At 35.3% G+C, this 19,899-nt stretch carries 15 protein-coding genes and 1 pseudogene; 4 read left to right on the plus strand and 12 right to left on the minus strand.

What is annotated here, in order from left to right; genetic code table 11:
- Positions 1-376: 376 nt before the first annotated feature.
- Both KO524_RS01670 and KO524_RS01675 read right to left on the minus strand, forming a co-directional pair.
- On the minus strand, positions 377-652 hold the full coding sequence (locus KO524_RS01670) for a DUF4834 family protein (protein ID WP_219288674.1): 276 nt from the start codon (positions 650-652) through the stop codon (positions 377-379).
- Positions 653-728: 76 nt separating this feature from the next.
- Complete coding sequence (locus tag KO524_RS01675; RefSeq protein WP_219288677.1) at positions 729-1,121, minus strand: rhodanese-like domain-containing protein; 393 nt, start codon at positions 1,119-1,121, stop codon at positions 729-731.
- A gap of 338 nt (positions 1,122-1,459) precedes the next feature.
- On the opposite strand from KO524_RS01675, the gene hemN reads away from it, so the two are divergent.
- Together hemN and KO524_RS01685 are read left to right on the plus strand one after the other, a co-directional pair.
- Positions 1,460-2,824: an oxygen-independent coproporphyrinogen III oxidase gene (gene hemN, locus KO524_RS01680; protein WP_219289618.1), complete on the plus strand. Its 1,365-nt coding sequence runs from the start codon at positions 1,460-1,462 to the stop codon at positions 2,822-2,824.
- A 3-nt stretch (positions 2,825-2,827) separates the two neighbouring features.
- Positions 2,828-3,013: a hypothetical protein gene (locus KO524_RS01685; protein ID WP_255555096.1), complete on the plus strand. Its 186-nt coding sequence runs from the start codon at positions 2,828-2,830 to the stop codon at positions 3,011-3,013.
- Positions 3,014-3,044: 31 nt separating this feature from the next.
- On the opposite strand, the gene KO524_RS01690 is transcribed toward KO524_RS01685, so the two are convergent.
- The 10 genes and pseudogenes from KO524_RS01690 to aroB form a co-directional block, all read right to left on the minus strand.
- On the minus strand, positions 3,045-3,977 hold the full coding sequence (locus tag KO524_RS01690) for a phospholipase A (RefSeq protein ID WP_255555097.1): 933 nt from the start codon (positions 3,975-3,977) through the stop codon (positions 3,045-3,047).
- Positions 3,978-6,620: a DNA gyrase/topoisomerase IV subunit A gene (locus KO524_RS01695; protein ID WP_219288680.1), complete on the minus strand. Its 2,643-nt coding sequence runs from the start codon at positions 6,618-6,620 to the stop codon at positions 3,978-3,980.
- A 163-nt stretch (positions 6,621-6,783) separates the two neighbouring features.
- Complete coding sequence (locus tag KO524_RS01700) at positions 6,784-8,646, minus strand: DNA topoisomerase IV subunit B (RefSeq protein WP_219288683.1); 1,863 nt, start codon at positions 8,644-8,646, stop codon at positions 6,784-6,786.
- A gap of 93 nt (positions 8,647-8,739) precedes the next feature.
- The gene (locus tag KO524_RS01705) at positions 8,740-9,645 is read right to left on the minus strand and encodes a YihY/virulence factor BrkB family protein (RefSeq protein WP_219288687.1); all 906 of its coding nucleotides are present in this window, start codon (positions 9,643-9,645) and stop codon (positions 8,740-8,742) included.
- A 123-nt stretch (positions 9,646-9,768) separates the two neighbouring features.
- On the minus strand, positions 9,769-10,476 hold the full coding sequence (locus tag KO524_RS01710; protein ID WP_370629709.1) for a TIGR02117 family protein: 708 nt from the start codon (positions 10,474-10,476) through the stop codon (positions 9,769-9,771).
- A gap of 173 nt (positions 10,477-10,649) precedes the next feature.
- Positions 10,650-11,744 carry a redox-regulated ATPase YchF gene (gene ychF / locus KO524_RS01715; RefSeq protein ID WP_219288720.1) on the minus strand — a complete coding sequence of 365 codons (1,095 nt, stop codon included), beginning with the start codon at positions 11,742-11,744 and terminating at the stop codon, positions 10,650-10,652.
- A gap of 262 nt (positions 11,745-12,006) precedes the next feature.
- A pseudogene (locus tag KO524_RS01720) lies at positions 12,007-12,306 on the minus strand (DNA primase); the annotation flags it as partial.
- Positions 12,307-12,399: 93 nt separating this feature from the next.
- A complete protein-coding gene (locus tag KO524_RS01725; protein WP_219288727.1) occupies positions 12,400-13,371 on the minus strand; it encodes a deoxyhypusine synthase family protein in 972 nt (323 codons plus the stop codon).
- Between the two features lie 27 nt (positions 13,372-13,398).
- Positions 13,399-14,820: an arginine decarboxylase gene (locus tag KO524_RS01730; RefSeq protein ID WP_219288730.1), complete on the minus strand. Its 1,422-nt coding sequence runs from the start codon at positions 14,818-14,820 to the stop codon at positions 13,399-13,401.
- A 301-nt stretch (positions 14,821-15,121) separates the two neighbouring features.
- A complete protein-coding gene (gene aroB / locus KO524_RS01735; protein WP_219288733.1) occupies positions 15,122-16,189 on the minus strand; it encodes a 3-dehydroquinate synthase in 1,068 nt (355 codons plus the stop codon).
- A 92-nt stretch (positions 16,190-16,281) separates the two neighbouring features.
- On the opposite strand from aroB, the gene KO524_RS01740 reads away from it, so the two are divergent.
- Together KO524_RS01740 and KO524_RS01745 are read left to right on the plus strand one after the other, a co-directional pair.
- Complete coding sequence (locus KO524_RS01740) at positions 16,282-17,448, plus strand: proline dehydrogenase family protein (RefSeq protein WP_219288735.1); 1,167 nt, start codon at positions 16,282-16,284, stop codon at positions 17,446-17,448.
- A gap of 620 nt (positions 17,449-18,068) precedes the next feature.
- Entirely contained in the window at positions 18,069-19,874 is a 1,806-nt protein-coding gene (locus KO524_RS01745) for a mechanosensitive ion channel family protein (protein ID WP_219288738.1), read from the plus strand.
- Positions 19,875-19,899 lie beyond the last annotated feature (25 nt).

A 19,899-nucleotide genomic window follows, 5' to 3' on the forward strand; every position in this document is an offset into this window, starting at 1 on the left:
CGGATGGGCAGATGGGCGAATTCGCCATAAAATGCTGTGGGTTTAAAATTGAGGTATATAAATTAAAGGCACTCGCTAATAAGCGAATGGACGAATCAACGAATAGGCTCACAAAAACCACACCTATATAATGAAGGCGCATACGCGGATGGGCAGATGGGCGAATTCGCCATAAAATGCTGTGGGTTTAAAATTGAGGTATATAAATTAAAGGCACTCGCTAATAAGCGAATGGACGAATCAACGAATAGGCTCATAAAAACCACACCTATATAATGAAGGCGCATACGCGGATTGGCAGATGGGTAAATAAGTAAATTATATACAAAACCAAAAAAGGCTATCTCTTAATGAGATAGCCCTTTTTCACAAGTTTTTAATCCAATTCTTCAAATTCGATATACTCTCCTACTTTTTTCTTCTCCCTTGGTTTATCGGGATTAATAAATTCTGAAGTGGGTTCTGTATGTGTCGGTTCTGACTGTTGATTATAATGATTCTGTTGTTTTTGTTGGAAGTTTTCATTGGCTTTTTTTGCCACTCTGTATATTAACACAGGAAACAAATATCGCATTACAAACCTAAAAGCATAGTAGGCCAATACAATAATCAGCAATGTTCTTAAAAAACCTCCGAAAGATGCTGTATCCATATCTTATTTTTTATCAAAAATAGCAAATCTATTTGAATAGGATAATTCTAAAATCTTAAAATATTGATAAAACTAACTATTTCTTGTTTTGAGTAACTGTATTTGCTTTCCATGCACCATAACCACCCTCGAGTTCATATAGGTTTGTAAATCCTTGTTTACGAAGCTTTTCTATGGCTTTTGCACTACGTCCACCTGATTTACAATAGACATATATCGGTTGATTTTTATCCAATTGAGCTGTATTGGCTTCAAAATCATCTTGTAAGAAATCTATATTTTTAGCACCCTCAATATGCCCTTCTTTAAACTCAGCAGCGGTACGTACGTCCAACATAAGCCCTTTTTCAGTCTTCCACTGGTTTTCAAAATCAGCAGCCTTTAGCAAATATTCCTTAGAAGCCGTTTGACCTTGACAAGAAAATACTAGAAACGACATCAATAAAAGCGCAAAAAAATTCATTTTCATAGTAATTCATTTTAGTTATTTTGGAACTCGAACCTTGGAGTATATATCAAGCTGTTAGATCAATTGACTCCACTTTCTTACAACAGGGACGGTTTTAAAGAAAACAAATATAAGTAAAAGTGTTTGATCAATTGCAAACAAAGCAACACCCCAGCACTTAATCTAAAATTACGAAAAAAAAAGCAAATATCCTCTAATAAATCCGGGCTTTATACTGTTTTCCTATTTCACTAAATTATTTGTTACTCTCTAAATATTTGATCTAAAAACATCTTGATTATGATATTTATCATGCTACACAACATACAATAACAGTATTTTTGAAGAAAAAGACATTTATGGGTACTTCACTAGTGCAAAAATATAATGTTGCTGGTCCTAGATATACGAGCTATCCCACAGTTCCATACTGGGACCAAGCAACTTTTAATACACAAAATTGGATTCAGACTTGTTTGAATTCATTTGTTGAATCCAATTCCAAAGAAGGTATTTGCCTCTATATCCACCTGCCTTTTTGCGAGAGTCTATGTACTTTTTGTGGCTGCCACAAGCGAATTACAAAACGACACGAGGTGGAGAGCCCTTATATTGAAGCGGTTTTAAAAGAATGGAGTTTGTATTGTAATCTATTTCCAGAAAAACCGATTATAAAAGAATTGCATTTAGGCGGCGGTACACCAACCTTCTTTTCACCTGAGCATCTCGAACATCTAATTAAAAGCATACTCGATACGGCAGATTTGGCAGAAAACTTTGAATTTAGCTTTGAAGGCCACCCCAATAATACCACAAGAATACATTTACAAACACTTTACGACCTTGGTTTTAGAAGAGTTAGTTTTGGTGTACAGGATTACAATCCAGTAATACAAAAAGCAATTCATCGCGAACAAGCTTTTCATACCGTAGCTAAAGTAACTTTATGGGCTAAGGAAATTGGGTACACCTCTATTTCCCACGATTTGATATTTGGACTGCCCTTCCAAAAACTAGAACACGTCATCGATACCATAGAGAAAACCAAATCCCTTTCTCCGGATCGCTTAGCCTTTTACAGTTATGCCCATGTGCCTTGGCTAAAAGGTAACGGTCAACGCGGCTATAGAGACGAAGATATCCCGAAAGACAGTGAAAAGCGACTGTTATACGAAAAGGGCAAAGAGCTGCTTTTAGAAAATGGCTATTTTGAAATCGGTATGGATCACTTTGCTTTACGCAACGACAGTTTATTCCAATCTTTAGACAGTGGGCAGTTGCACCGTAATTTTATGGGCTATAGCTCTTCAAGTACACAATTGATGATTGGCTTAGGCGTATCGTCCATAAGCGATAGTTGGTATTCCTTTGCACAAAATGAAAAGTCCATAGAGACCTACTACCAACTTTTGGAACAAAACCAATTACCCGTTGTTAAGGGCCATTTACTCGATGACGAGGATTTGATAATCCGCAGACACATTCTAGAATTAATGTGTACATTTAAGACCGATTATAGTCAGTCATCTAAAGGTTTTATTGATATGGATGGGATTTTAAATGATTTGAGTGAAATGGAAAAAGATCAATTGATAAAAATTGAAAATCAACAATTATTCGTAACTCGAAAGGGGCGCCCCTATGTTAGGAATATATGTATGGCCTTTGATTTAAGGCTACAACGAAACAAACCTACTAGACAATTATTTTCCATGACTATTTAAATTATGCTAAACAAAATAATCACTTTTATCGTACTGCTGTGGTTTGTCTATGGTATTTTTAACTTTGACAGCGCCCAACCCTATTCTAAGACCAATATTATTTCTTATCTCGGTTTAGCCGTTTTTATAGTTTATCTTATTTATTCACTTAAAAAAGCAAGTAGAGACCAAAAAAGAAATCCCGATTAAATATAATCGGGATTTCTTTTTTATACTCTAGTTACAACCATTCTATTAAAGAAACACCTAAACCTATAATGGTCTGCTTATGATTAAAATCAATCATGGTATCGCCATAGCCGTTAGCTACTTGTAAATGTGCTTTTAAATTACCCGATATCGGATAGGTCCAGTTCATTTCAATATAGCCTTTGTTCTTTTTGTTGAATCGCATATTATTGCGTGCCAACAAGCTAAACTCCTGTTCTTTGTATTTATAAATCAGCGTAATATCACCACGACCTACATACTCTTCTATTCTAGGATTATCGTCTTCTTCAAGCTTTTCATGCATACGAATCCACGGTCTGATAATCACACTAAGGTCCTTATAATCAAAAGCGGTTTGAAAAATTACCCGATTCCAACTTCTCGATCCCGGTAAACTCTTTCCGTTGGACTGGTGATTTAGAGAAATCCCCATCATGCGATTGGTTACTCCAAAAACCTCAAAATTAGTAGCGAAATTTAAAATAACTTCGGGCTCATAATTTAACTCTCGGAAGGGCCTTGATAAGTCGGAGTTATAAACCTGCCAATTGGCTGTTTGCGTAAAGGCCAACCAAATATCACCGGCTCCCCAGAATATCCCTTGCATCACCTTAGTCTTAAAACTCAATTGAAAGCGAGACTCCACACTGTTGTAATCTTGAGGAATCAAGGCATTGTTGTCGGGACTATCACTAGTTGGTAATTTGTTGGGATCACTAGACCAACGCAGAGGACTAACGTAAATTGGTTTGTAAGGCGTAATAACAAAAGTCCCTTTTTTGGTTTCAGAGCTCAGTTCCCAACGCTCTGTCAGCGTTCTGGCTTGTGTTTCTCCGTCAAACAAACCGCCTTTCCCATCTTGAGAAAATACGGTTTGTGAAAGGAATACGGTCGATAAAACCAACAGCGAATGTTGGATGGTTTTGTTTACTTTTTTTAACATTTACTCAAGGGGGATCGTAATTTGTCCGTCGTCGTCTAATAATAAATTCGTTGGTTCATCTCCATTTTCAGTAGATGTAACTTCCACTATTTTTTCCTCTTCAGGTAATTCATATGGAAGTGGTTCTAAAAGAGCTATTTTAATTTTATCGGCAGTTAATTGATTTCCCTGCGCTTTTATCCCTTTAACAACTATAAACTGTTCTAAATCTACAATTAAATTTTCTTTTTGAACCCCTTTAACCTTATAAAAAGATACTTCCGCTACTGGACGATAGTCCGTAGACACGATTTCGAGCCTCGAATTCTCGGCTTCCGAAATAAACATTTCCTCTCGAGACTCATTTTCAATTAAGAAACGTTTGACGTAGTAACGCGACTTTTCACCATCGAAATAAACGGCTGAAATCGGTTTATTTGGTACCCATTTCTCCAAAACAATCATGTCTTCTTCAAAATGACTAGTCAATTCTGGAATTATGGTTCTGGCTTTTCCGGATTGATTAATAACCAACAAACGATCATTGGGTTTGAACTCTCCCAACAATTTCCCTCTACCATCTACATTAAGGCGATGAACTGTCTCGTCAAACCAAATTTTGCGAGGTCTTAATGTAGAAATTCCCTTTTCTTTTAGTTCGATTTTTTTAATCGCATATTTAGTAACCAAATTTCCTTTTGAACCGCGTCCCTTAATCAACAAGTCGGCAAAATCCAAATCGAATTTAAGTTTTTTAACGCTGCTAATTTGTCGCAATAAAATACTTACTACTTCGGCTTCTCCATTTGGGTTTTGAGAAAAATACAAAACTTGAGATCCTGGTTTGCCCTGTGTTAAATCGTAAACCTTATCACGAGTAACCCCAGACACATTAAATCGCTTAACAAATGAAGCTCCTGATTTTCCGTCTCTATATATAACATTGTAAATGGTTCGCTTATCATTTCGATCAAATACAGCTACGTGAATGATATCTTTACCAACAAATTTCTTTTCATCAACTTTTGTGATGATCAGGCTACCGTTGCGCAAAAAGACGATAACATCATCAATATCGGAACAATCAGCCACATATTCCTCCTTTTTAAGAGCGGTACCGATAAATCCCTCCTCCATATTCACATATAACTTGGTGTTTCGAAGCACCACTTTTGTAGCTTCAATCGTATCAAAACTACGGATTTCCGTTAAACGCTCCCTTCCCTTACCATATTTTTCCTTTAATCGAATAAAGTAATTGATTGCGAATTCAATCAAGTGGTTTAAATGGTGTTTTACCTGTTCAATATCATCCTCTAAAGATTCTAATTTTTGATTGGCTTTATCAATGTCAAAACGCGAGATTCTTTTAATTCGAATTTCGGTTAATCGCGCCAAATCTTCTTCGGTAATATCTCTTTTTAAATTTTTGACATGAGGCTTTAGTCCTTCATCAATCGCTCTTAAGATTCCTTCCCATGTTTTTTCTTCTTCAATCAAATAGTAAACGCGTTTTTCGATAAAAATCCGTTCCAACGACAGAAAATGCCATTGTTCGTTTAACTCTTCAAGTTCGATTTCCAATTCACTTTTTAAGAGTGCCACCGTTCTGTTGGTTGAAGTTACCAACATCGTACTCACTCCCACAAACAAAGGTTTGTTGTCTTGAATAACACAGCCCAAAGGTGCAATCGAAGTTTCGCAACCGGTAAAAGCATAAAGTGCATCGATGGTTTTATCCGGAGAAACACCGGGTGGTAGATGTACTAAAATTTCTACATCTGCCGCCGTATTGTCCTCAATTTTTTTAACCTTTATTTTACCTTTTTCATTGGCCTTTAAGATACTTTCAATAAGACTTGAAGTATTGGTCGAAAACGGTATTTGGGTAATGACCAAAGTGTTTTTGTCCAATTGAGAAATTCTAGCACGTACGCGAATACGACCGCCACGAAGTCCGTCGTTATAGGCTGATACATCAGCAATTCCCTGTGTCGGAAAATCGGGATAAATCTCAAATGGTTTTCCCTTTAATATTTTTATCGACGCATCGATCAGTTCAATAAAGTTATGAGGCAATACTTTGGTAGATAAACCCACAGCAATACCCTCACCTCCTTGTGCTAACAACAATGGGAATTTTACCGGTAAATTAATCGGTTCATTTCTCCTGCCGTCATAAGAAGATTGCCAAGCCGTAATTTTTGGCGAATACAGTACTTCTAAAGCAAATTTACTCAATCGCGCCTCTATATAACGCGAAGCTGCAGCACCATCACCTGTAAGAATATTACCCCAGTTACCCTGGGTATCAATCAGCAATTCTTTTTGCCCCATTTGCACCATAGCATCTCCAATACTCGCGTCTCCGTGAGGGTGGTATTGCATGGTATGACCAACAACATTGGCTACTTTATTATAACGTCCATCATCCAATTCCTTCATCGAATGCATAATTCGACGCTGAACGGGTTTAAATCCATCTTCAATAGCCGGAACTGCTCTTTCGAGAATTACATAGGAAGCGTAATCCAAAAACCAATCTTTATACATTCCCGTTACTTTCGTAATGGTTTCTGGGCTATCTACATTTTCGTAAAAATGCAGTGCTTTTTTGGGTTGTTCCCCTTCTATTGGATCTAAATTTTCTTCTTCTGTGCTCATTTAATTTCTTTGAATAAAATTAATCTTTTACCTTTTTTAATCAAAAGTTTTACTTGCTCTTTTTTAAAATAACTAACGACTAACTCTTTACATACTAATGACTTTTTTGTATTAGGCAAGGATTAAAATACCCCTTTACTATTGCGCTACTTAAACTAATACGCTATAGGGTATCTTTTACCACCACATCTAACTCCACTTTGAGATTATTGATGATAAACTCTTGTCTGTCTGGCGTATTTTTTCCCATATAAAACTCTAATAGTTTTTCAATTGAAGTCGCTTTATCCAACATAACGGGGTCGATTCGAATATCCTCACCAATAAAGTATTTAAACTCATCAGGGGAAATCTCTCCCAATCCCTTAAATCGAGTAATCTCCGGTTTGGGCTTTAATTTTTCAATAGCCGCTACGCGTTCTTCCTCACTATAGCAATAAATGGTTTCTTTTTTATTTCGAACCCTAAACAATGGTGTTTGTAATATATACAAATGTCCTTCTTTAATCAACTCGGGAAAAAACTGTAAGAAAAAGGTAATTAATAACAAGCGAATATGCATACCATCCACATCGGCATCCGTTGCAATTACAATATTATTGTATCGTAAATCACCCAAATCTTCTTCTATATTTAGAGCTGCCTGCAACAGGTTGAACTCTTCATTTTCATAGACAATTTTCTTGGTCATACCGTAAGAGTTCAGCGGTTTTCCACGTAAACTAAAAACGGCCTGTGTATTGACATCTCTGGATTTTGTTATGGACCCCGAGGCCGAATCTCCCTCAGTAATAAACAGGGTACTTTCCAAGTATCGAGGGTGTTTCATATCGGTTAGATGCACCCGACAATCACGTAGTTTTTTATTGTGTAGGCCCGCTTTTTTAGCGCGTTCCTTGGCTATTTTTCGTATTCCAGACAATTCCTTACGTTCGCGTTCTGCTTGTAATATTTTACGTAGTAAGGCATCGGAAACCGTTGGGTTTTTATGCAAATAGTTATCTAATTGCGTTTTTAAGAAATCACTGATATACGTACGCACCGTTGGAGCGTCCGGCCCCATATCTGTCGATCCTAATTTGGTTTTGGTTTGAGACTCAAACACCGGTTCTTCTACTTTGATAGAAATACCTGCTACTATAGATTTCCGAATATCGGAAGCTTCGAAGTTTTTGTTGTAATACTCCTTTATCGTTCGAACTAAGGCTTCTCTAAAAGCTACTAAATGTGTCCCTCCTTGTGTGGTGTTTTGCCCATTAACGAAAGAGTAGTACTCTTCTGAATATTGTGTTTTGCTGTGCGTAATGGCGACCTCAATATCATCACCTTTCAAGTGAATTATTGGATAGATCATATCTTCTTGGTCGATGTTCTCTTCCAATAAATCTTTTAGTCCATTGTCAGAATAAAACTTCTCGCCGTTAAAAAGTATGGTTAAACCCGTATTTAAGTAGCAATAATTTTTTAACATCTTGATGATGTACTCATTGCGGTATTTATAGTTTTTAAAAATGGCATCATCTGCAATAAAAGAAACTTTAGTTCCCTTGCGTTTGGTAGTTTCTACCAATTCCTCTTCAACTTTTAAATTTCCAGCTTCAAATTCCGCTGCCTTTTGTTGGTTATCACGAACCGACTCTACTCTAAAATAAGAAGATAACGCATTAACGGCCTTGGTACCTACCCCATTTAAACCTACTGATTTTTTAAATGCTTTGGAATCGTATTTACCCCCAGTATTCATCTTGGAAACCACATCGATTACCTTTCCTAAGGGTATTCCTCGACCAAAATCGCGTACGCTAACGACCTTATCTTTTAAAGTAACTTCAATCGTTTTTCCAGAGCCCATCACGAACTCATCGATACTGTTGTCTAAAACTTCTTTAATCAGTATGTAAATACCATCATCTGGAGAAGAACCATCACCCAATTTTCCGATATACATTCCAGGACGCATACGGATATGTTCTTTCCAATCTAATGAACGAATATTGTCTTCGGTATATTGATCTTGATTTTGCATAGAGGTGTAGGAATTTTCGCTAATTTAAGACTTATTACTAAAAAATAAAAATGTGGAATGCTCAGTTTGAGTGAAAAACATCAAATAATAAACTTATTTCTCATCCACCTCTGTAATTGACTTTCTAATGAGAACAGAATAGCTATTTGGCTCAATTTTCTTTCCATACATTTCCGCATAAACCTTGGTGAATTCAGCACCAAAATAAAGGATTATCGCAGAATAATATACCCAAATCAAGATAACAATGATAGAACCCGCAGCACCGTATAAACTAGATGATGAGGAATTCCCTAAGTACATTCCTATACCAAATTTTCCAATCATAAAAAACAAAGACGTAAAACCCGATCCCACAATCGTCTCCCTCCATCCAATTTTGCCATCGGGTAAGGTTTTAAAAATAATAGAGAAAAGCAATGTGATAATAACAAAAACAACTATATTATTTACGATACCAACCAAATAAACCGTTTCCTCATGAAACAATTTGGTCAATTGCTCATACAAAAGATCTACCACAGAATTGACAACTAAACTTACCAATAGTAAAAAACCGACGGAAGCGATCATCGAAAAAGATAACAATCTATTTTTGATAAAACGCACCAATCCCTTATTGGGTTTTGCTTTAAATCCCCAAATATAATTTATGGAACTTTGAATTTCAGCAAATACGGCTGAAGCACCAAAAAACAACATAACCACACCAAATATGGTTGCCAATGTACCGGAATCCGACAAACGTACATTCTTTATCGCCTCTTGAATTTGCAAAGCGGCGCTATCACCTACCAATTCTTTGATTTGACCATAAAACTCTCCAGTAACCGCTTCTTCGCCAAAGAAAAACCCACTGATTGAAATGATTAAAATCGACAAAGGAGGTAAAGCAAAGACAGTATAATAAGACAATGAAGCACTAAATTTCATAGCATTATCATCCAAAAACTCATTAACCGTATTTTTAAGAAGTGTAATAATTTTTTTAAAATTCATGATTAAGGGGGACTTATTATAAGATTCAAAAATACTGTTTTTTTGCTGAAAAATATTCTTTTAAAAAAAGAGCAAATCGTAAAAAAACAACCTATTTATAATTTCTATTCGCAATTTTCTTTCTCACTGTACCACAACCTCTTTGCTGTATTGATACAAAATTCCGCGATCAAAAGCGGTCCAAAAACACGCTTTCATACCGGCAGCTTTTAAAGCATTATTAGCCCAGGTATTGCAGGTATAAAACAGGCCATAGGTACGGTTAGCTTCGTAAAATGTATCGTTTTCGCCATAAGTTGGTGCTGTTATTAAAACAAAGTTACCGTTGGAATCGCGATCAAAACTAGCTTGTATATACGATATCAGTGCACGATACTGTGTTGGAGTAATCTTCACTTTTATACAGTGAGTGCTTTCGTACATTTTTTTATAAAAAGTAGTATGCATCGCAGATGACCCCAAGTAAAAAGCCGCTTTAAACGCCACACTAGGCTTTAAATCACTCCACTCAGGCGTTTCTAAATAAAAACCTTTATCACCCCATCCTACCGCTAAGAATTCCATATCCGTACGTTGCGCAGTAGTATGAAGTGGGTCAATTTGAGTTGCCCAATCTATTTCAGCCGAACGTATCGGCATAACAATATCGGTATGAACACCGTTGGAATACAGATAAACATCAATGTTTTTCTCTGCTTTCGCAGCAGCTTTTTCAGCTATGGTAATACGCGATAAGATAAAATCTATCAAGAAATACAATAGTCCAAAAAGTATTATTCCCACTAAAATTTTCCCCAATAAAATCACTAATCTATACCAGATATTACCCACTATGTTCTATGTTATAAATTATTGTCTTGTTTGATTTAGGCACTACTATTTAGCCGCACGTCATCAACTAAAATACTAAAAAAACTTTAAATAAAGTAGATTAAAAACCGTATTAAAGCAAAAAAGTGGAATTATTACTAATTCCACTTGACTAATTTTATAATTTAAACAAATTACACGTTAAATCTAAAATGCATAACATCACCATCTTTAACAATGTATTCCTTTCCTTCCACTCTTAGTTTTCCAGCTTCTTTTACTTTAGCTTCTGATCCGAAAGTCACGAAATCGTTATATGCAATTACTTCGGCACGAATAAATCCTTTTTCGAAGTCTGTATGAATAACACCCGCAGCCTGAGGAGCTGTTGCACCTACTGGTACAGTCCAAGCGCGGACTTCTTTCACCCCTGCAGTAAAATACGTTTGCAAGTTCAACAATTTATATGCAGAACGAATCAATACCGATGATCCCGGCTCATCTAATCCCAAATCTTCAAGGAACATCTTACGTTCTTCAAAAGTTTCTAATTCTGTAATATCCGCTTCTGTACCAACAGCTAAAACAATGACTTCAGCATTTTCATCCTTTACCAATTCTCTTACTTGTTCTACATAAGCGTTACCAGTTGCCGCAGCATCTTCATCTACATTACAAACATATAAAACCGGTTTAGCTGTGATCAATTGGAAATCTTCCATCAAAACGATTTCATCGTTATTTAGAAGTTCCACAGTTCTTACCGATTTCGCTTGCAACAAAGCGCCTCTTACTCTTTCTAATAAAGCCTCCTCAACTTGAGCTTCCTTATTTCCAGTTTTAGCGGCTCTCTTGACTTTTTCCAAACGTTTTTCAACCGTTTCCAAATCCTTTAATTGCAACTCAATATCGATGGTCTCTTTATCTCTAATTGGGTTCACATTGCCGTCAACATGGATAATATTATCATTATCAAAACAACGCAATACGTGAATAATAGCGTTACACTCTCTTATATTTCCTAAAAATTGGTTCCCCAATCCTTCACCTTTACTTGCTCCTTTAACCAATCCAGCAATATCCACTATATCAACCGTTGCAGGTAAAACACGTTCTGGATTAACCAATTCCTCTAATTTTAACAATCTCGGATCTGGTACATTCACCACTCCAATATTGGGCTCAATTGTACAAAAAGGAAAGTTAGCACTTTGTGCTTTGGCATTTGACAAGCAATTAAACAAAGTTGATTTTCCAACGTTCGGTAATCCTACAATTCCTGCTTTCATGTTCTGTTATTAAAGTTTTTATTTATGGCTGCAAATATATTGATAATTAAAGTAATCTAACTCAATTTCCCTATCACAAAAACAGCTTTTATTAAAATTTGTCCTTTTTATTCGCTGATTCAGCTATTTGTCTCAGGGCTATACCAAATTAAAGAAAAAAACCAGGTATGGTATAAAATGAATTTGCAACACGCGCATTTTCAAAAAAAAAACCCGCCTCCAGAGGAAACGGGCTTATAAAATTTAAGAATATCAAAAACTAGTCTTCTTCTTCTTCAGCTAATTCAAGGTCTTTTAACGAGTCTAATGAAACTTCTACAGTATCTACTATATCTTCTTCTTCATCTTCGTCAAAATTCTCTATTCTATCAGCCAATTTTGTACTAACCTTTACGAGATAAATTGTGTCTTCTGTACGAACTTCCACAGCTTCTATAGTTTCGTTTTTAACGTTTTTGAAACGGACAATATCCGCATCATCATAGCCGTCAGGGAACTTCTCAACTAGAAGAGACAAAATCTCATTTGTTAATTTTGCGTAATCAACAATTATTCTTTTCATTCTTTTTTCTTACTTTATTTCTCGTCAAATGTAATACCCAAAATTAAATTATCAAATAAAATAATAACTAAATTTAGATAAATTTATTACTAATTACATATCAAGCAAATAAGCAAAAACCAAAGGTGCAACTATAGTAGCATCGGACTCAATTACAAACTTTGGCGTATTGATATCCAATTTACCCCAAGTGATTTTTTCATTTGGAATAGCTCCTGAATACGAACCATAACTGGTTGTAGAGTCAGAAATCTGGCAGAAATAACTCCAAAACGGCGTTTCTGTTTGTTCCAAATCTTGATAAAGCATCGGTACCACACAAATAGGAAAATCTCCTGCAATACCCCCACCAATTTGGAAGAAACCAATTCCCTTATCTGAATTTTTAGGGTACCAGTCCGCCAAGAAAGTCATGTATTCAATACCCGACTTCATAGTAGATGCTTTTAATTCTCCTTTAATTACATATGAAGCAAAAATATTCCCCATAGTACTGTCTTCCCATCCTGGAACAACAATCGGTAGGTTTTTTTCTGCAGCTGCATACATCCAGCTATCTTTTAAGTCAATTTCATAATGCTCTTCTAAACAGCCTGAAAGCAACATTTTATACATAAATTCATGTGGAAAATAACGTTCTCCCTTATCCTCTGCATCTTTCCAAATTTTGAAAATATGCTTTTGAAGACGTCTAAATGCTTCCTCCTCAGGAATACAAGTATCCGTTACACGGTTCAAACCTTTTTCCATCAAATCCCACTCATCCTGCGGTGTTAAATCGCGGTAGTTTGGAACTCTTTTATAATGAGAATGCGCAACCAAATTCATGATATCCTCCTCCAAGTTAGCTCCAGTACAAGAAATGATATGCACTTTATCTTTACGGATAATTTCAGCAAAAATCTTTCCCAATTCAGCAGTACTCATAGCACCTGCCATACTTACCATCATTTTAGAACCCTTTTGCAATTGCTCTTCATATGATTTTGCAGCATCTACAATCGTAGCTGCATTGAAATGTAAATAATACTTCTCAATAAACTGACTTATCGGTCCTTTACTCATCGTATTTGTATTTTTATAATTAATTAGTTATTCTTTATTCTTAAATGTCAAAGACACATCATACCCCAATATACTCAATACCTGCTCCGCGGTTTGTTGTTCTGAAAAAACCTCGGTTGCCAAAATTCCATTCTCATCACGATCGATTAAGATGTGTTTGGGTTGTGGAATTAAGCAGTGATGAATTCCTCCATGCCCGCTAATAGACTCCTGGTAAGCTCCGGTATTAAAGAAACCTATATATAAAGGTTTCTCCTTATTATATTTAGGTAAATAAATAGCATTTAAATTCTGCTCCGAATTGTAATAATCATCACTATCACAAGTTAAACCACCCAATAGTATTCTTTCATAAGAGTCGTTCCATCGGTTGATTGGCAACATGATAAATCGCTTGTTAATAGCCCAAGTATCCGGTAGTGTTGTGATGAAAGACGAATCGATCATGTTCCACTTTTCTCTGTCGTTTTGTTGTTTTTGATATAAGATTTGATAAATCGCTCCACCACTTTCTCCTACAGTAAACGAACCGAATTCAGTAAAAATATTAGGTACAGCAACTCCAGCGTCATCACAAGCAATTTTGATTTGATTGATAATTTCATCAACCATATACTGATAGTCGTATTCAAAAGCCAATGAATTTTTAATCGGAAATCCTCCACCAATGTTTAAACTGTCTAAAGAAGGACATTCCTTTTTCAATGAAATATATACCTTTAAACATTTAACCAATTCGTTCCAGTAATATGACGTATCGCGAATACCAGTATTGATAAAGAAGTGAAGCATTTTCAATTCCACTCGATCGTTATCCTGAATTTGTTTTCTGTAAAACGGAACTATATTTTTATATCCAATTCCCAAACGAGAGGTGTAAAACTCAAATTTAGGTTCTTCTTCCGAAGCAATTCTAATTCCAATTTTAAACTTGCCTTCAATAACATCTTGAAGCAAATCTAATTCTTCGTAATTATCAAGTATAGGAATGGTATTTTTATGACCGCTATTGATTAAATTGGCGATATTTTGAATGTATTGTTCTCTTTTAAATCCGTTGCAAAGCACAAAAGTATCGTTTGTGATTTTACCCGTAGCCAACATGCTGTCTACGATATTGACATCAAAAGCAGAAGAGGTTTCTACGTGAATATTGTTTTTAAAAGCTTCGTTTAAAATAAATTGAAAGTGCGAACTTTTAGTACAATAACAGTAGTAATAATTCGCATTATAATTATTTTTCTCCATCGCATTCCTAAACCAGCCCTTTGCTCTATTGATGTTTGCCGTAATTTTAGGCAAATAAGTAAACTTCAATGGCGAGCCATATTGTTCTACTAATTTCATCAAATCGATGTTATGAAAAGTTAAGTTGTCGTTGTTTAGTTTAAATTCCTCTTGCGGAAAGTAAAAAGTTTGATTGATTAAATCTGAATATTTTGTGTTCATTTTTGTTTAATATCAATATTGAATGATTAATAAATTAAATAAAAAGTCAAGAATACTACTGTTTTCAAACTCTAATGTTTGCAAATACAATTGACAGTTTATCATTATACAAAAAGGAGTTTAAAAACATCCTATACAATCTGAGAAGGTGGAATACAAAATTAGCCTGATGTTCTTTTACAAACATCCGCTTTTTGCGCGTGCCTTTCGCACTAAAAAAAAACTTATTTCCCATAGCGTTTACGAGAGCAAATGTAAAAAAATTAAACCTGCAATTTCTAAAGAAATTATTAAAAAACCATTAGGATTGATAATCTTCGAAAGCCTTAATAATCAAACTCCTATCTACCACTTGATCTCTTATTGCTACACCAATAGCATTAAGTAGTACAAATTGCGGTATTCCTAAAGCATTTTTTTTATCATGTTGAAGCCAATCTAAACAAGCTTCTATTTCCAAAGTAGTCAAATCAACCGCTGCAAAGGTATCAAATAAAACGGTCTTAATCGAATAATAATCATCAGCTGCGAGTTTTCCCATTTGCCATGACAAATAACTTTCTAAAATCATTCCCATAGCAACGGCTTCACCGTGTAATATGTTTGAACGTGTTTTCGAATTTAAAAAATAACTCTCTACTGCATGTCCAAGTGTATGTCCAAAATTCAATATTTTTCTCAGTCCTTTTTCCTTTGGATCCTGCAGAACAATTTCATTTTTAATCTGTATAGAATGGTAGATTAAATCCTCCATATCTTCCGTAGTCAAAGCGGACAAATTCTGTAAAACTTGCCAATATTCCGCGTCGTATATCAATCCGTGTTTAAACATTTCAGCCAGTCCAGAACGCATTTGATCAGCTCCTAAAGTTTCTAGAAAACTGACATCTATCAAAACATTTTGAGGGTTGGTAAAAGTGCCTATTTGGTTTTTTATTCCATCTACATCGATACCGGTTTTACCACCTACAGAAGCATCGACCATTGCCAACAGTGATGTGGGTACATTAATGCAGTCAATTCCCCTTTTGAAAAGCGCGGCTACAAACCCGCCTAAATCCGTAATCACCCCACCACCAACAGTAATAATAACACTATTCCGATCTGCATTTAACTCCGCTAAAGCTTGCCACACAGCATAAGCCGTATCTATTGTTTTGAATTCTTCACCAGTTTCAACCTCAATAATCTCAAAAGCAATTACTGTAGGCAAATTAGACAAAAAATGTGGTACACAGAGTGAATTACAAACACTATCGGTTAGTACAAAAATCTTGGAATATGCTCTATTATTGAGTAAATTTCCTAAAAAATCATAAGCAGCGAATCCAAAAGTGATGTCGTATTGGTCTGAATGAATCTTTTTCATTAAATCATTGAATTTGATATGCAAAATAAATCATTTTTTGTCAATTATATGGCCCTGACTGTTTATCTTTGCTAGAATATTTTATTTTTAGAATGGAAAAAATATTCAATAATACTGAAGTAGCCTTTGTATTAAAAAACAATAAGGAACTTAAAAGAGCACACTTTCTCTTTAAAATGATCAGCAACAGAGCATTGGTTAAAATCGGCTCGAGCTTAGCAAATTTCGCTATCAAATCACACTTACCGGTACAAGGAATTATTCGCGCTACTGTATTCGATCATTTCTGTGGTGGAATTAGCGAGACTGATTGCTTAAAAGTAGTGGATCGAATGTATACCAAAGGCGTTTCGTCCGTATTAGACTATTCTGTTGAAGGAAAAGAAACGGAAGATCAGTTTGACGCAGCCCTGAATATGACATTAAAAACGATTGCCTTTGCAAAAGAGCGTCAAGCCATTCCGTTTGCCGTATTCAAACCTACCGGTTTTGGTCGTTTTTTTCTATTTGAAAAGAAAGGTGAAAAACTTCCATTTACCCAAAGCGAGCAACAAGAATGGGATCGCATTTTAGAACGCTTTGAAATCGCATGTAAAGCTGCCTTTGACAAGGATGTTTTTCTATTAATCGATGCAGAACACAGCTGGATGCAGGATGCTGCTGACGATATAGTGTTGGAAATGATGCGAAAATACAACAAGGAAAAAGCGATTATTTTTAATACGGTACAAATGTATCGTTGGGATCGTTTGGACTTCACTAAGAAACTACACCAAACAGCCAAAACAGAAGGTTTTCACGTAGGCCTAAAAGTGGTTCGAGGCGCTTATATGGAAATCGAGAGAAGTCGTGCTGCAGAAAACGGATACACCTCTCCTATTTGTATAGACAAAAATGCGACCGACGACAACTTTGATGCGGCCGTAACCTATATGATGGAAAACCTAGATTCCATGGCTTTATTTGCTGGTACACATAATGAAAGTAGCTCCTATATGCTAATGGAATTAATGAGCAAGCACAACATTCATCATAACGACAGTAGAATGTGGTTTGGTCAATTGTATGGCATGAGTGATAACATCAGTTACAATTTAGCTGATCACGACTATAATGTAGCTAAATATTTGCCTTTTGGCCCTGTAAATGAGGTTATGCCCTATTTAATTCGTCGTGCAGAAGAAAACACTTCTGTTGCCGGACAAACCAATAGAGAACTTTCTTTAATTGAAACTGAAATTAAAAGAAGAAAAGGTTAAATAACTATTTGTCAAACTAGATAAATACATGATATAATAAAAAAAGAGGCAACCCAAAAGGTTGCCTCTACGTATTAATAACTCTAAGAAAAAATAGTTATAAATTGAACAAAAAACCACTTCTAAAATCATTTGTATCAATTTATGCTTTATCGCAAAACATTACTTTTGCGTGTATATTTTCCAATTTGAAAGCCTATTTATTTAACCCAATTACATAAATAAGCTTATTCCACACTTAAAAAACAGGTACTTGCCCAAAGTAAAACACCCTTAAAAAGATGAATATTATAAACTAACTAATAATTATTCACTACACTCTAATTTGCAAGTACCTATTAAAATGCTGGACACTAAAGTCTGAAAAAGCCTATATAATATAGACTGCTGTTTTGGCGTTTCATTACAAAATTAACATATCAAAAAATGTTAAAATTTCAATATTTACATTCATTACTTAAATATTAAAAATAAAGTACCTATAATCACTTAAAAATTATAAATTGTAGTCTAATATTGTTTTACTTAAAAAAACAACACTACTAAACCTGTAAACACCTTACCACTAGTCAATGATTATGCATAACCAACAAAAGCACCTTTGCCAAACGAATTTTAAAATGCTGCTACTGCTGCTACTTTCTGCTATCTCTTTTATAAGCCACAGTCAAGAAGCGGATTCATTGGAGCAAAATGAACAATTAAAAAAAGTCGAACAACTACAACAATTGTTGCAGAAAACACAGCAAAATCAATATGTGGACTCCTTGCGAAAGATGGAGCTACTCGACCAGATTAGTCATGTAAAAGAATCCGAAAAACTCAAAAGAGACAAACTACTGCAAGAATTAGAGAAAATAGAAATTGCAGAAACTGCTTCCAAAGCACAATCTCGAGCTAAAATTGAGCGTCTAAAGCAAACTGAAAAAGGCACTCCAGTTATTTTATTGAGAGACACCTTATTTTCAGTTTATACCAAGGTAGGAGCTTTAATTCCAAAAGAACGCGCCAAAAACATTTCTCAAAAAATCACCGACCTTTACGAAGACGATTTTTTTGAACCGGAAAAAATAATCGCCCAACCCTGGGAAAACTCTATAGATATCACTTACGGCGACCTTGTTATCATGAGTGTATCTGATTTGGATGCCCTATGGTTTGATCAAACCAAGCAAGAATTAGCCGAAATCTATGTCAAAATACTTAAAGATACTATACTTAAACAAAAAGCAGAAAATAGCATCGAGAAATTACTCGTAAGAATAGGTCTGGTATTTTTAGTAGTAGTAGTCTTTTCCTTATTGCTTGTTGGAATTAATAAATTATACACGCGAGTACGCAATCTTTTGATTGCACAAAAAAAACACTGGTTAGAGAATCTCACTTATAAAAACTATGTTTTCCTTACTTCTGCACAAAAGTTAAATGTTGCATTAGTGGTACTAAAGGGAATAAAGACCTTTTTTATCTTACTTTTATTCTACTTAGCAATTCCGTTAGTATTTAGTATTTTTCCCTTTACACAAACCTGGGGTGAGCAACTTTTTGGATATATCTGGTTGCCTTTTAAATCTATTTTTAGCGCTATTTTTAATTATTTACCCAACCTATTTAGCATATTGGTAATCTATTTTGTGATGAAATATTTTATCCGATTAGTCAAATATATTTTTAGCGAAATCGAATTGGGCAAATTGGAACTTTCAGGTTTTCATAAGGATTGGGCAATGCCTACTTTTAGTTTAGTTAAAATTCTACTCTATGCCTTTATGTTTATCTTGATGTTTCCTCATTTACCGGGATCTGATTCTCCCATTTTTAAAGGCGTTTCCGTATTTATGGGGATACTATTCTCATTGGGCTCCTCTTCTGCGATTTCCAATATGGTCGCCGGTTTAGTCATTACCTATATGCGTCCATTTAAAATCGGAGATCAAATAAAAATTGGTGACATGACCGGTGTAGTGATTGAAAAAAACATGTTAGTAACCCGTTTAAAAACCACAAAGAATGAAGAAATAACCATTCCAAATTCTACTGTTTTATCTGGAAACACTACGAACTACTCTGTTTATGCTCAAGCTCAAGAAGAAGGATTGATTATTTCTACTAAGGTCGGTATTGGTTATGAACTCAGCTGGTCAGAAGCACAACAGACCCTGATTGAAGCCGCTTTAAGAACTCCTTTAGTACTAGCGGAGCCCCAACCCTTTGTATTTCAGACTTCACATGACGATTTTTACATCACGTATGAAATCAACGTTTACGTTAAGGAGGTTACCAAAAAGGCGGGAATACTATCTACACTTCACAAGAACATACAAGAAGTATTTAACGAAAAAGGCATTGAGCTACTATCACCACATTTCGTGGCCCAACGAGATGGAAATACTCCGATAGTACCACAGGAATATCAGCAAAAATAAATCCACCATTTCAAACAGCTAGTAG

This window comes from Flavobacterium sp. NKUCC04_CG (genome assembly GCF_019345525.1).
GTDB lineage: Bacteria > Bacteroidota > Bacteroidia > Flavobacteriales > Flavobacteriaceae > Flavobacterium.